The organism is Mesorhizobium sp. NPDC059025 (assembly GCF_042739655.1).
In the GTDB taxonomy this organism is placed as follows: Bacteria; Pseudomonadota; Alphaproteobacteria; order Rhizobiales; family Rhizobiaceae; genus Mesorhizobium.
Genome location: NZ_JBHYIM010000006.1, coordinates 67,840 through 81,023 on the forward strand (window position 1 = coordinate 67,840; position 13,184 = coordinate 81,023).

General features: G+C 57.3%; 12 protein-coding genes. 4 read left to right on the forward strand and 8 right to left on the reverse strand.

Annotated features, from left to right (window positions below; all coding sequences use genetic code 11):
- Window positions 1–17: 17 nt before the first annotated feature.
- From ACFWYE_RS15855 to pseG, 3 genes are all read right to left on the reverse strand, one after another.
- On the reverse strand, window positions 18–962 hold the full coding sequence (locus ACFWYE_RS15855) for an NAD-dependent epimerase/dehydratase family protein (protein WP_379061421.1): 945 nt from the start codon (window positions 960–962) through the stop codon (window positions 18–20).
- A 235-nt stretch (window positions 963–1,197) separates the two neighbouring features.
- Entirely contained in the window at window positions 1,198–2,244 is a 1,047-nt protein-coding gene (gene pseI, locus ACFWYE_RS15860) for a pseudaminic acid synthase (RefSeq protein WP_379061423.1), read from the reverse strand.
- Window positions 2,245–2,435: 191 nt separating this feature from the next.
- The gene (gene pseG / locus ACFWYE_RS15865) at window positions 2,436–3,464 is read right to left on the reverse strand and encodes a UDP-2,4-diacetamido-2,4,6-trideoxy-beta-L-altropyranose hydrolase (RefSeq protein ID WP_379112586.1); all 1,029 of its coding nucleotides are present in this window, start codon (window positions 3,462–3,464) and stop codon (window positions 2,436–2,438) included.
- Between the two features lie 135 nt (window positions 3,465–3,599).
- Here pseG and ACFWYE_RS15870 point away from each other — a divergent pair, with 135 nt between their 5' ends.
- The 3 genes from ACFWYE_RS15870 to ACFWYE_RS15880 are packed head-to-tail and all read left to right on the forward strand — an operon-like array spanning window position 3,600 to window position 6,059.
- Window positions 3,600–4,334 (forward strand): cytidylyltransferase domain-containing protein, encoded by a 735-nt coding sequence (locus tag ACFWYE_RS15870; RefSeq protein WP_379061427.1) that lies wholly within the window; start codon window positions 3,600–3,602, stop codon window positions 4,332–4,334.
- Entirely contained in the window at window positions 4,331–4,717 is a 387-nt protein-coding gene (locus ACFWYE_RS15875; protein ID WP_379112588.1) for a GNAT family N-acetyltransferase, read from the forward strand. Before ACFWYE_RS15870 ends, ACFWYE_RS15875 begins: the two co-directional genes overlap by 4 nt.
- 7 nt (window positions 4,718–4,724) lie before the next feature.
- A complete protein-coding gene (locus ACFWYE_RS15880; RefSeq protein WP_379112590.1) occupies window positions 4,725–6,059 on the forward strand; it encodes an aminotransferase class III-fold pyridoxal phosphate-dependent enzyme in 1,335 nt (444 codons plus the stop codon).
- 57 nt (window positions 6,060–6,116) lie between these two features.
- Here ACFWYE_RS15880 and ACFWYE_RS15885 read toward each other — a convergent pair whose 3' ends face one another.
- Genes ACFWYE_RS15885 through pseB form a run of 3 tightly spaced genes read right to left on the reverse strand, consistent with a single transcriptional unit; the run spans window position 6,117 to window position 9,279 of the window.
- Complete coding sequence (locus ACFWYE_RS15885; RefSeq protein WP_379112591.1) at window positions 6,117–7,019, reverse strand: aldo/keto reductase; 903 nt, start codon at window positions 7,017–7,019, stop codon at window positions 6,117–6,119.
- A 14-nt stretch (window positions 7,020–7,033) separates the two neighbouring features.
- Window positions 7,034–8,245, reverse strand: a complete 1,212-nt coding sequence (gene pseC, locus ACFWYE_RS15890) for a UDP-4-amino-4,6-dideoxy-N-acetyl-beta-L-altrosamine transaminase (RefSeq protein WP_379112593.1) — start codon at window positions 8,243–8,245, stop codon at window positions 7,034–7,036.
- Between the two features lie 8 nt (window positions 8,246–8,253).
- Window positions 8,254–9,279, reverse strand: coding sequence for a UDP-N-acetylglucosamine 4,6-dehydratase (inverting) (gene pseB / locus ACFWYE_RS15895; RefSeq protein WP_379112595.1), 1,026 nt, complete (start codon window positions 9,277–9,279; stop codon window positions 8,254–8,256).
- Between the two features lie 209 nt (window positions 9,280–9,488).
- Between pseB and ACFWYE_RS15900 the strand changes: the two genes are divergently transcribed.
- Complete coding sequence (locus tag ACFWYE_RS15900; RefSeq protein WP_379112598.1) at window positions 9,489–10,397, forward strand: MBL fold metallo-hydrolase; 909 nt, start codon at window positions 9,489–9,491, stop codon at window positions 10,395–10,397.
- A gap of 54 nt (window positions 10,398–10,451) precedes the next feature.
- On the opposite strand, the gene ACFWYE_RS15905 is transcribed toward ACFWYE_RS15900, so the two are convergent.
- Together ACFWYE_RS15905 and ACFWYE_RS15910 are read right to left on the reverse strand one after the other, a co-directional pair.
- A complete protein-coding gene (locus ACFWYE_RS15905) occupies window positions 10,452–11,240 on the reverse strand; it encodes a DUF1499 domain-containing protein (RefSeq protein WP_379061442.1) in 789 nt (262 codons plus the stop codon).
- 275 nt (window positions 11,241–11,515) lie between these two features.
- Complete coding sequence (locus ACFWYE_RS15910) at window positions 11,516–13,144, reverse strand: fatty-acid--CoA ligase (RefSeq protein ID WP_379112601.1); 1,629 nt, start codon at window positions 13,142–13,144, stop codon at window positions 11,516–11,518.
- Window positions 13,145–13,184 lie beyond the last annotated feature (40 nt).

A 13,184-nucleotide genomic window follows, 5' to 3' on the forward strand; every position in this document is an offset into this window, starting at 1 on the left:
AATATTGTTCGGTGATTTTATCGGATATTTTGGCTTGGGAACAGCAGAGACTTTCCAGAGATAGCTTCTTGAGCTGTCAGAGGCTGCTGCCAGTTAAATGTTTTACGAAAGTTCCCCGAGTCGATCTCTAGATCACCAATCAGGCTATCTGCAGCAGAACGCTGCCCGATTAGACCAAGAGCAATACTCAGGAAGCTTGGAGGAAAAGGAAACAGCAATGCTGGGCGTTGCATCCGATATCGCATTAACCGGACGATGTCGGCTGTACTTACTGCTTCCTGATCGGCAATCGCGTAGGCCCCAGAACGGACCTTATCATGATCCATGGTGGCAAGAAGCGCTACCGCATGAACGAAATTGTCGACGGCCATTAGGTTCCGACGATTTCTAAACGTGCTCAGGGGTAAAGGGACGCCCGACGCTGCCACGCGTTTCAGAAGCCGCCAATTGCCCGAGGCGTGATCTCCATAGAGCATAGGGGGTCGTAGCGAGATAGCATGGCGATCAATTTCAACGAACTTCGCGATATGATTTTCACCCGCCAATTTGCTCCGACCATAAACGGAGTAATTTCCAGTTGGAGTTTGATCATTGACAACAGATCGGGAGGCATGGCCTGTGACAACCGCGATCGTTGAGGCGTTAATGAGTAACCGAACATGGCTTGTTTGCGCTTGTTCAACTAAACGCGATGTGCCCCTGTCGTTGACCTCTGAGAAGTATTCATCTGGAACGCCACGACTCCCGACATGGCCGGCGAGGTGCACAACGACATCACAGCCCTTCAACGCGTCGGTCCAGTCTGTTTCAGCACCGATCGAACCAATCGAAACCGCATCGCCAAAGCGATTATCAGGTAATTTTCTGTAGGCGCAACGAACGTCAAGCCCTTTCGCTGAAAGGTATAGAGCAAGCCGGTGACCTACAAATCCACTCGCGCCAGTGATCAGAATTTTGGGCATAAATAGACAACTTTTTTTGAACCTGCGCCTTCTAGAGAACGAACACAGGAAGGTGCAAGTCTTTCACTGTACTCTAACTGCAGCACAATCGACTATATACGCCATGTCCAATAGGACTCGTGATAAGTGCTGCCGGCGCGAGCAAGAGACCACCCGAGATATATTCGATTGGGATGTGAACCCGGCCGGATGCGTGTCATAGCCTTAACAATCCTTTTCGCTTTCAAACGACGCGTCAGCTTATGAGCTCCCAACTTATCGGTGTCCCGACGGGTGCATCCCTGGCTGCGCGTTTGCCAATCACGACATCATAGAATTTCGGCGGCAATCCGAAACCTGGACGGATGATGCGGACGTTTTCAGCGGAAAGTACATCGCCGGCTCTCACATCGCGCGAGATGTAGAGAGAACGCCGGAAAGCCGTCGATTTCTCTTCGGCCGGCTGTGTGCCATATCTGACGCCCCCCAGAGATTGCCATGCCCGCTCGGTTTCGACACGCAGTTGCAGGAATTCTTCTGGCTCGAGCGAAAAACTCGAGTCGACACCCCCGTCGCTTCTGCGAAGCGTGAAGTGCTTTTCTATGAGTACGGCTCCGTGTGCCACCGCTGCGGCCGACGCTCCACAGCCCATCGTGTGATCGGAAAGCCCGACCTCACAATCCGGAAATGCCACGCGCAAATGCGGGATGGTGAGCACGTTGGTATTTTCCGGCGTCGCCGGGTAGGTACTCGTGCATTTGAGCAGCACGATATTCTGGCACCCGCTTTGTCGAGCAGTACGAACGGCATCGTCGATTTCGGCCAGCGTTGCCATGCCGGTGGAAATGATCATAGGCTTGCCGGCTGCTGCCACCTTTCTAATGAGAGGCAGATCCGTGCATTCGAAAGACGCGATCTTAAAAGCGGGGACGTCGAGCGAACTGAGGAAATCGGTGGCGGTATCATCAAAGGGCGTCGAGAAGCAGTGAATGCCATGGTTGGCCGCACGCTCCATAATCGGTCTGTGCCACTCCCAAGGAGTATGTGCTTCCTGATAAAGCTCATACAACTGCCGGCCCGCCCAAAGACTTTCCTCGTCGTCGATCACGAACCCCGGCGCGCGGATGTTCAAGGTCATCGTATCGGCGGTATAGGTCTGCAGCTTGATGGCGTCCGCGCCGGAACGAGCCGCAACGTCCACAATTTCCAACGCCCGCTCAAGCGACTGATTGTGGTTTCCAGACATTTCCGCGATCAAGTAGGGACGATGATCGAGACCGATTTCACGATTGCCGATTTTCACAACGCCTCCCCATTCCGACAGCCCAAATTCGTGCCCACGCCCGGCCGCTGCAAGTCCAGATCGCTAGCGGCATTCGAGAGACGAAGTCGACACGTCATCTCGTGAACTTCGTCGAATCTGTCAAGCTGCGCGGACAGACATCCTTCCACGCTTCCAGCGACAACGATCGGGCGGGATTTGACGATCTGCTATCAGGAACCCAGCAATGCCTGCACCACGCGGTCAGCGCCAGTCCCGTCACATATCGCGGCAGCCGAAAGATGCATCGCATGCAGTTTGGGCCTGCTTTCAGCCAACATGCGGATTGCGCCAGCGACACCGCTGGCTGTGTCGGTCGAGAGTCTCCCGATCACAACCGCAGCACCAGCTTCCTCCAAGGCAGCAGCATTGTGTAGCTGATTGTCAGCGACAATGATGAGGAGAGTGGGTCGGCCGACACAGCAGCGTTCGTAGCTCGCACTGCCGGGTGCGCCCACGACGATATCGGCCGCGGCTGTTAGCCTCGCCATCGTCTCAGCGTCAGCGCCAGCATGCAGATGCCATCGACCGCCGCCAGCGGAAATGGCGGTCCTCGTGGCGTCGAGATGGGGCGCGGCCGCACCGAGAACGCAGTCCACCTCATACATTCCACCAGCGCCACGGATACCCTTCAGCACAGCCTCGGTAGCATTCACATTGTCGCTCAAGCCCATCGAGATCAAAATGCGGTGTACCGCATCTGGCCTACGTTTAAGGGCTGCATGCCGTTCTTTTTGGAAAGCGTCGCGCAGCATCGCGTAGTTGCTGCCGCAAAGCAGGATCGTAGTCATATCGACCAGCCCGCCGTACTCTTCGGACCGCCGCTGAAAAGTCATGTCGACCAAATGGGTACAAGCGTGACGCCGCGACGGCGCATCGTCGATGACCAGTATTTTCTTGGCCCAACCTGCCAGTGACTTCTCAAATCCTTCACCGAGGCCATAGTGATCGACGACGGCAAGTTCCACACCAAAGGGCCAATGCGATTTCATCCGCGCTGCATCAGCCTCAGTGGCGGCCATGCCTTGCAAAGTTCCGGGGAAATCGACGAGCAATTGCGGAATGCTCCTCACGGTCTCGTCAGACACGGCAAAGGTGACGTCGAAGCCATGTCGTCTTAGCGCTGCACCCAGAGCAGCGCTGCGCACAACATGTCCTCCACCAATGATCGCCCCAGCATCGCACCGGATCACCGCCCTCATCAAATAGCCCCCACCAAAGCTTCAAAATTGTGTGTGATCAAATGCAAACCTCTTGATAACGCATGGATATTGCCGCTCCATCTACTATAGAGACGTGACAATCGGGCAATCTTACAGCACTCGCCGGATGCAGTGATGATCATAGTGGTGTTGCAAGCAAGAGCATCTTCGAAACGGCTTCCGGGCAAGGTACTGAAGCCTATCCTCGGCAAGCCAATGCTGCATCGCCAAATCGAGCGCATCCAATGCGCAAAAGTACCAGCGCGGCTGGTGTTGGCGACCAGCCACAATCCGGAAGACGATGCCGTAGCGAGTATAGGTCAAGACGCCGGCATTGATGTCTATCGTGGCAACCTGGAGGATGTCCTTGACCGTTTCTATCGCGCGGCCGAACCATTCGCTCCTTCTCATGTCGTACGGCTGACCGGTGACTGTCCACTCGCCGATCCCAGCGTCATCGACGCGGTAACTCGCTTCGCTATCGACGGAAATTACGACTACGCTTCGAATTCAATCCGACCGACATTCCCCGACGGGCTGGATGTCGAGGTGGCGACTTTCGAAGCCCTTCAAATCGCCTGGAGGGAGGCGACAACAAAATCTGATCGGGAACATGTGATGCCGTTTCTTCATCGCCAGCCGGATCGGTTCAAGTTGGCGAACTATGAAAATGAAAGGGATTTGTCTGGACTGCGTTGGACAGTCGACGAGCCTGCAGATTTTACCTTTGTAGAAGCCATATATCAGGCCCTCTATCCGACAAAGCCCACCTTCGACAGCGGTGACGTGCTTGCCTATCTGGAAGCGAATCCGTCACTAGCGGCACTGAACTCCGGGTTCGTGCGAAACGAAGGGTTCAAAAGCGAATGAAGCTGCGTCCCGCGACTGTCGAAGACGCGCGACTGTTGTTCGATTGGCGAAATGAGCCGCTCACCCGAGCGATGTCGGTCAACGCGGAACCAGTCACCTGGGAAGCCCACCTGAAATGGCTCTCCGCCAGGCTGGCCCGACCGGACCCCGGGCTATACATCTGCGAGGAAGATGGCAACGCACTGGGCATGGTGCGCGTCGACGACGATCAGATCAGCTATTCCGTAGACATGAATTTTCGAGGCAAAGGTGTGGCCACCCGAATGCTCACATTGGCACGACATCATTTCGGCCCGAAACGTGCGAGGATAAAGCGAAACAACGAAGCTTCGGCAAAAGTGGCAACGAAAGCCGGCCATACAGTTGAATATATCAAGGATTGAAGTCGCGATGTCCAATTCCAGCCCGAGGCAGGAAACGAACCCTCTCCACGCACGCGGTGGCCGCTATCGGACTTCAGAGGAGATGCTGGATCAAGCGCTGAAGATCATTCCGCTTGGGTCACAGACATTTTCAAAAAGCCTCACGCAGTATCCGCGTGGTGTCTCGCCTTTCTTCATCCAGCGGGGTAGCGGCTCCGTTGTCCGGGATGTTGATGGCAATGCATATACCGATTTCAACAATGGCCTGTGCTCTGTAACGCTCGGTCATGCCGATGCGGATGTGAATGCCGCCGTCATGGAGCAGCTCAAGGATGGCATCTCTTTCCCTTTGGCACATCCCCTCGAAAGAGCGGTGGCAGAACTCATCGTCGAGATGGTGCCGTCGGCGGAAATGGTGCGTTTCGGGAAGAACGGATCCGACGCGACCTCTGGCGCCATCAGGGCAGCGAGGGCCTTCACCGGTCGAGAACGAGTCGCCATGTGCGGCTACCACGGCTGGCAGGACTGGTACATCGGCTCGACTGCCCGCAACAAAGGGGTCCCGAAGGCAACCCGCGAGCTCTCCCATGTCTTCCCGTATAATGACCTGGAAGCGCTCGACAAAGTCCTGTCATCCCAACCCGATGAGTTTGCTGCGGTCATTCTCGAACCGATGAATACCACCTTCCCGAAAGAGGGCTACCTGCAGGGAGTGATCGACCTCGCTCACAGCCACGGCGCAATCGCGATCTTCGACGAAACCATCACGGGTTTTCGATATGCCGAGGGCGGCGCCCAGCAGCTTTTCGGCGTACAGCCGGATCTTTCCTGCTTCGGCAAGGGACTGGCTAACGGCTATCCTCTTTCTGCGGTAGCCGGGCGCGCCGACATCATGGCCGAGTTTGCCGAGATTTTCTTTTCCTTCACCATGGGCGGAGAAACAATGTCTCTGGCAGCAGCCCAAGCCAGCTTGAGGAAAATCCGCAGCCACAATGTGATCGAGAAACTCAACGCGACAGGCAGCAAGATCGCTGACGGCGTCAAAGCCTTGATCGCCAAACATGGCTGCGAAAGCTTTCTCGGCTCCGCAGGACATCCGACATGGTCGTTCCTGAGCATAACCGATGCCAACGGGAGCACTTCCTTCGAAATCAAAACCCTATGGATGCAGGAAATCCTGGCCCGCGGCATCATTTCGGTTGGTACACACAATGTCAGCTTCGCGCACAGCGACGCAGATGTTGCAAAACTGCTCACTGCCTATGATGAAATATTTCCGCTCTTGCGCGACGCCGTAGAGAACAAGGCCATCCGGCAATATCTTCGCTGCGAACCGATGATGCCGCTGTTCCGAGTGAGGTAGAGGGAAATGCACTAGTAGCTCCGAAACGCTAGCAAACTGCGTCAGAGGAAGCCCCATTTACAACCCACCCCACAATGCGGGGTTCAACAGGCGCTCATCGGAAATCGGCCAACGCCAGGAGGCATAATCGATTTGTCGAGCGCGCAACCGGTTCGCCGTTGAAACGATTTCCTCGAATTCACGAAGACTGGCCGCCCCGACGATCACACGATCGACCATCGGATGGCGAAAGACGGAGGCGAGGAGCCCTTCCATGACAGTCAGATCGGCCTCGGCGAAGGTTTGACGCATTTGGACCAGGGACGGCGCAAGAGCCGCAAACTTCGACGGCAGTTGCTCTGGTGGCGACAAGAGCAATCCCTGGAGAAAGATCGACCGGGCGTGAATCTCGACCTTGCGCGCCGCCAAGCTGTCGAGCTGGCCTTCATCAACCAAGCGCAAGTCGAGGGCATTGATAGGAAGCTGGACGATATCGATGTCGTAGCGTGCCAGCAGTGTATCGATATTGTTGCCGGAATAGACGGAAGCACCAATCTTGCGGGCTCGTCCCGATGCCTTGACACCCTGCAGACAGCGCCAAACCTTGTCCCCATAACGACCGAGCAGATCTGCCACATCGTGAACCATCAGGGCATCGACATGGCTAACCTGGAGATCATGGATCGATCGCTCAAAGCGCGAAATGATGGCTTCGACAGCCGCATCTGCGCTCCTTTCGCTAGCGACCTTGACCGTTTTGGTCACGATGGCGAAAGCAGCCCCCGCAGTCGCTAGACCTAGCGTAGCCTCACTGTCACCATAGAGGGCGGCTGTATCGATGGTGCGGACCCCATTCTGATGTGCAAAGCGAAGAATGGAAGTCGCCTCCTCCACCCCCACTTTGCCGGCCTGATTGGTAACGCCATAAGCAAATCCAAACTGAACGGTGCCGATCCCGAGACGCGCCGGATCAGAAAGCATGAGCGCCATTTCCGCTAGCTATTGATACCCAGGACACCCCTGACTGCTCTGACGACCCGTTCCGCATCCTGGTCTGTCATCAGCGGATAGTAGGGAATGGAAAGGGCCTTTTCGTAGTATGAGTCGGCTCCCGGCAGATCGACCACACGCGAGTGCTCGACGTAGTAAGGTTGGCGATGGATCGGGATATAGTGAACCTGAGTACCTATCCCCAGTTCCCGCAGATCAGCCATCACGCGAGCCCGCTCCCTGCCGAGCGCAGCGAAATCGATGAGCAGCGGATAAAGATGCAGCACCGGTTCTGCACAGGCTTCGATCAGAAGCGGTTTTACGAGTTCTCCAATATCGCGAAACTGACGATCGTAGATCTCCTTGAGTTGCGCGCGCCGCCTCGCAAACATCGGCAGTTTCTTGAGCTGCGAGTGCGCAAGAACGCAGGCAAAATCGGGCGCCCGGTAGTTGAAGCCCAATTCCTGCATTTCGTAATACCAGGGATTTGCATCGCCTGAACGTGCAAACGCCAAATCGTGGTTCACGGTTTTTTCGGTGGCTCTTACCATCCCGTGCGAGCGCAAGAGCTTCAATCTTTCGTAGAGAACCGGATTGTTGGTTGTAACCACGCCGCCCTCACCCATTGTGATCGTCTTCACCGGGTGCAGCGAGAAAACGGTCATCGCAGAATGTTGGCATGAGCCAACCTTGACCGCGGCACCAGTCTCGTCGCGATAGGTTGATCCCAAAGCATGGCAAGCATCTTCCACCAGGACGATGCTATGTTCGCTGGCTATGCGTGCAATTTCCGGCATATCCACCGGGTTGCCATTGAGATGCACCACAACAGCCATCTTCACCGGCCCTGCGCTACGCTTTATGGCTGCACGGAAAGTCTCGGGCGTAACCAGGCCGGTATCCGGATCTGCGTCGGCAAAGACGATCTCGGCACCCGTGTAGCGCATGCCGTTGGCGGAGGCCAAAAACGACATGGTCGGCGCAATCCCGATATCATTCGCGTCGACCTGCGCAGCCAGCGCAGCCAGATGCAATGCCACCGTTCCATTGGAGACGACGACAGCGTAGCGAGCACCAACGACTGCTGCGAATGCCGCTTCGAACGAGTCGACCGCGGGACCGGTGGTCAACCAGTCCCCGCGCAGACATTCTGCAACCGCAGCGATGTCGTCTTCATCGACCCAGTGTCGACCGTAGGGTAAGAAACTCTCGGACATGACGGACCTCAAATGCCGGTGCGCGCCACCAATTCATTGAAACCGCTCTCGTCCAGCCATTCGTCGTTGATATCGCTCGAATATTTGAAATTGCTGGGGACCCGCTTCAGATTACCCGCAACGTCCTCATCCTTTGTCCAGAAACGGAAGGCGGGCAAGATCGCATAGCGGTCGCCGAGGTCCACCGTCATGCGGGCATCGTCGCCGGTCACCATGACCTCGTGCAGTTTTTCACCCGGGCGAATGCCCACGATTTCATGCGGAATGCCGGGCGCGATGGCATTGGCGAGATCGACAACTTTCATCGATGGGATTTTCGGTACAAAAATCTCACCGCCATTCATCAGGTCGAACGAAGACAGCACCATGTTGATGCCCTGCTCGAGCGTAATCCAGAAACGGGTCATTTCTGGATGTGTGACCGGGATACGATCGACCTTGTTTGCAACCAGCTTGCGGAAAAACGGCAAGACACTACCACGCGAACCCATGACGTTGCCGTAGCGGACAACCGAGCTTCGGAGACCTGATGCGCCGGCGATATTGTTTGCGGCAATGAAGATCTTGTCAGAGGCAAGTTTTGAAGCGCCATAGAGATTGATCGGGTTGGCTGCCTTGTCCGTGGACAGCGCGACGATTTTCTTCACCCCCTTGTTCAAAGCCGCTCGGACGACATTCTCGGCGCCGATGATGTTGGTCTGAACACATTCGAACGGATTATACTCCGCAATCGGCACGTGCTTGAGAGCTGCGGCATGAACGACATATTCGATGCCTGCCATGGCCATTTCCAATCGAGCCTGATCTCGAACGTCACCAATAAAATAGCGCAGACAAGGATATTCTTGATCGCTGAGTTCCTGGTTCATCTCGTATTGCTTCAACTCATCACGCGAGAAGATGACAAGGCGAGCAGGTTTATAGCGCTGCAGAACGGTACGCACGAATGCCTTGCCGAAGGAACCGGTTCCCCCCGTGATGAGTATCGATCTGCCATCCAGATTCGGCGCTGGCTCGAGAAAATTGCGGATCATTTGGATGTTTCCAGGAATTGTCTTCGGGATGAAAATTGAACCGATTCTGAGAGTAAACGCGGATGCTGGAGCAGGGCTTGCCGAGAAAAGCACGTTGGCACTCAGCCTCGAGCGGAAGCGGCTGGCCCAAAAACGCATCGCCTTTTTGTCAGTTGTCCATGCTAGATGGCAGCCACTATCGTCGTTCCCACACCGGAGCTTTGCGCCGCATGATGCTGAAATTCGATCCCCGGTTCGAGCCTGCCTATGGTTCAGCTGTCGAATTGGCGCCTGGCGTCCTGCGTATCACCGCGCAAAATCCCAGCCCGTTCACATTCCACGGTACCAATTCCTACATTGTCGGTCGCGATACGCTGGCGGTGATCGACCCAGGACCTGAAAACGAAGCGCATTTCAAAACGCTGGTCGAAGCCATTGCCGGGCGGCCGGTCAGTCATATCTTCGTCAGCCATACGCATCGTGACCACTCGCCGCTCGCCGCCAGGCTGAAAGCGGCGACAGGCGCCACGGTTCTGGCCGAGGGGCCACACCGCCCTGCCAGGCCGCTCAGGATCGGAGAAACCAATCCACTTGATGCCAGTGCCGACACTGAATTCCGGCCCGACATTGTCCTGCCTGACAATGCCCTCACCAGCGGCGACGGCTGGACGATCCGCACGGTTCTGACACCAGGTCACACTGCCAACCACGCCGCCTTCGCCCTGGAAGGCAGCGGCATGCTGTTCTCGGCCGACCATGTCATGGCCTGGGCTACCAGCATCGTGGCGCCACCCGACGGCGCGATGGCAGATTACATGCGCTCGCTCGACCGGCTGCTGGAACGCGAGGATCGCGTTCTGCTGCCCGGCCATGGCGGACCGGTAACGGCACCGAAAACCTTCATGCGCGGCTTGAAGGCGCACCGCAAGATGCGCGAGCGGGCCGTGCTTGAACGGCTGAAATCAGGCGACCGCAGCATCAAGACGATCGTCGAGGCGATCTATCGCGAGACCGACCCGAGGCTGCACGGCGCTGCCGGGCTTTCGGTTCTGGCGCATCTGGAAGACCTGGTCGCACGGGGGCTGGCGACAAGCGATGGCGAAGTCTCGATCGACGGCGTATTCCGGCCGGCGGCCTGATCGGTCAAAACTCGCGACACAGCTCAGCGCCGGCCATCGCTGTCCCCAAGGAAGCTACTGCGCGGCTGTCGTCCCGATCTGCGCAGCAACCTCCTGGTCAAGTTCGGCGAGGAACGCGACGATCCGCTCGGCATTGTCACCGAGATCATGACGGCCATAGCGCGACGCCGAGCGCATATCGACCAATGTGGTCTCGCCATCGGTGGTGATGCGGACCGCCACGTCCGCGGGCAGATCCAGCACGAAGGATGTGGCGAGCGCGGCGATCGTCGCCTCGGTTTGTCCCTCCTGCGGTTCGGGCATCTCGCCGACGATTGTCCAGCCTCGACGGTCGAACACGGTCTGCACGGCCGCCAAGGTCTCGTCGAATGGCAGGTCGTAACGATGGCCGGTTACCGCCGGGTAGATCTCGGCCTGAAGGCGTTCCTCGCCGGGTGTCAACGGCGCAAGAACATTCATGCCGGCGGTGCGGGAACTGATATCGAGCCGAGGCGGATTGTCGAGATCGGTCGAGACATCACGCAATGTCGGATAGCTGGCCATGCGGTACCCGGCAACGCCGTAAGGCACCAGCACGAGCACAGCCAGAAGTGCGCCCACCGAAAGATCGCGGCCACCGATAGCGCCATGGCTCCACAACCTCGCCAGCGCGAAACCTGCAAAGAGCAGGGCCAACAGGGCCAGCAGCGCCACCAGCGCCAGCACCCAGAGAAAACCGCCGGTCTCGACCAGACCATAGTGGTGACCGCCCCAGGCAGTGAGCAGAAGCACTGCCGAGAAAGCCCCTGTTCGTCGCGACCAGCCCGCCGCTCTTGCCACCTGCCGTTCGGGATATGCCGTCATCGCCACCAATTTCCCCAGAACAACTGTGGCGGTTTCCCGTCCGGAATTGCGTAAAAACAAAGAATTAGAGCGTTTCCGCGTTTCCGTGAAGAACGGAAACGCTCCAGTCCGGCTCGAGCATTAGAGTGTTTCTGCGCCGGATTGAAGCCGAAACGCAGCACTCCGCACCGGCTTCGGCTGGGAATTGCACAGGCCAGAACGTCACCCAAGCGACGCTCTGGCGCGTCGCTTGGCATCCCTTCTGAAAATCGGTTCCGACGTTCGAAGCCATGTACTCAGTCGGTCGGGAGGCGATAGTCGCGGAACTGCGCGCGCAAGGCGCTTTTCTGGATCTTGCCCGTGGCTGTGTGCGGAATCTCGGCAACAAAGGCGACATCGTCCGGCATCCACCATTTGGCGATCTTGCCGCTCATGAAACCGAGAACATCGTCTCGCGAGAGCTCCTTGCCCGGCTTCTTCACCACCACCAGCAACGGGCGCTCGTCCCATTTGGAATGGCGAATTCCGATCGCGGCCGCCTCCGCCACATCGGGATGGCCGACAGCGAGATTCTCGAGTTCGATGGTGGAGATCCACTCGCCCCCGGACTTGATGACGTCCTTGGCCCGGTCGGTGATCTGCATATAACCGTTGGCGTCGATATGGGCGACATCTCCGGTATCGAACCAGCCGTCGTCATCGAACTGCTCGGCTCCCGCACCGCCATAATAAGCGCTGGCCACCGCGGGACCGCGTACCTTGAGGCGTCCGAATGTCTTGCCATCCCAAGGATGAGCGTTGTCGTTATCGTCGGTGACCTTCATTTCGACACCGAACGGCGCGAAGCCCTGAGTCTGCTGGACATCAAGCCGCGCATCGCCGGTCAGCCCGGCATATTCCGGTTTCAGGGTTCCCAGCGTGCCAAGCGGGCTCATTTCGGTCATCCCCCAGGCATGGATGACCTGGACATCGTAGTTGTCCTGGAATTTCTGGGTGATGGCGCGCGGACATGCCGAACCGCCGATCACCACCTTCTTCAGGTGAGGCAGTTTCTTGCCCGTTTCCTCCAGATACTGCAGCAGCATCAGCCAGACGGTCGGGACCGCCGCAGTGAAGCTCACCTGTTCGGTGTCGAGCAATTCATAGATGGACGCGCCGTCCATCTTGCCGCCGGGCATGACCATCTTGGCCCCGATCATCGGCCCCGACTGGCCGAGCCCCCAGGCGTTGGCGTGAAACATCGGCACCACCGGCAGCACGACATCGCGCGAGGAAATGCCCATGGCATCTGGCATGGCCGCGATCATGGCATGGAGCACATTGGAGCGATGGCTGTAGAGCACGCCCTTGGGCTCACCCGTGGTACCGGAAGTATAGCACATGCCGGCGGCAGTATTTTCGTCGAAGCTTGTCCATTGGAAATCGCCATCGGCTTCGGCCAGCCATTCCTCATAGGGCACGGCATTGGTCAGGCTGGTTGCCGGCATATGCGCCTTGTCGGTCAGGACGATGATCTTCTTCAGCGAAGGTACAGCACCGGCAATTTTCTCCACCAGAGGCATGAAGGTGAGGTCGACGAAAATCGCCTGGTCTTCAGCGTGGTTCATGATCCAGACGATCTGTTCGGGAAACAGGCGCGGGTTGAGCGTGTGATACACCGCACCGATGCCCATCGTCCCGTACCAGGCCTCGAGATGACGAGCGGTGTTCCATGCCAAAGTCGCGATGCGGTCGCCCAGTTTGAAGCCATCGCGCTGCAGCCGCTGTGCGACTTTCAATGAGCGCTGCCTGAGTTCGGCATAAGTCGAACGCAGGATCGGCCCTTCGCAAGAACGCGAGACGATTTCACGCTTGCCATGCTGGATCGCCGCATTGTCCAGGATCTTGTGGCACAGCAAGGGCCATTGCTGCATCAGTCCGAGCATCGTGTTCCTCCTCATCTTATGTTTTTTTTGCATTCTGGAA

Bases quoted from the DNA above. Each gene is read 5' to 3' on its own strand.
- ACFWYE_RS15855 (WP_379061421.1), bottom strand. From the start codon at position 962: ATGCCCAAAATTCTGATCACTGGCGCGAGTGGATTTGTAGGTCACCGG.
- pseG (WP_379112586.1), bottom strand. From the start codon at position 3,464: ATGAGGGCGGTGATCCGGTGCGATGCTGGGGCGATCATTGGTGGAGGA.
- ACFWYE_RS15870 (WP_379061427.1), top strand. From the start codon at position 3,600: ATGATCATAGTGGTGTTGCAAGCAAGAGCATCTTCGAAACGGCTTCCG.
- ACFWYE_RS15875 (WP_379112588.1), top strand. From the start codon at position 4,331: ATGAAGCTGCGTCCCGCGACTGTCGAAGACGCGCGACTGTTGTTCGAT.
- ACFWYE_RS15880 (WP_379112590.1), top strand. From the start codon at position 4,725: ATGTCCAATTCCAGCCCGAGGCAGGAAACGAACCCTCTCCACGCACGC.
- ACFWYE_RS15885 (WP_379112591.1), bottom strand. From the start codon at position 7,019: ATGCTTTCTGATCCGGCGCGTCTCGGGATCGGCACCGTTCAGTTTGGA.
- pseC (WP_379112593.1), bottom strand. From the start codon at position 8,245: ATGTCCGAGAGTTTCTTACCCTACGGTCGACACTGGGTCGATGAAGAC.
- pseB (WP_379112595.1), bottom strand. From the start codon at position 9,279: ATGATCCGCAATTTTCTCGAGCCAGCGCCGAATCTGGATGGCAGATCG.
- ACFWYE_RS15900 (WP_379112598.1), top strand. From the start codon at position 9,489: ATGATGCTGAAATTCGATCCCCGGTTCGAGCCTGCCTATGGTTCAGCT.
- ACFWYE_RS15905 (WP_379061442.1), bottom strand. From the start codon at position 11,240: ATGACGGCATATCCCGAACGGCAGGTGGCAAGAGCGGCGGGCTGGTCG.
- ACFWYE_RS15910 (WP_379112601.1), bottom strand. From the start codon at position 13,144: ATGCTCGGACTGATGCAGCAATGGCCCTTGCTGTGCCACAAGATCCTG.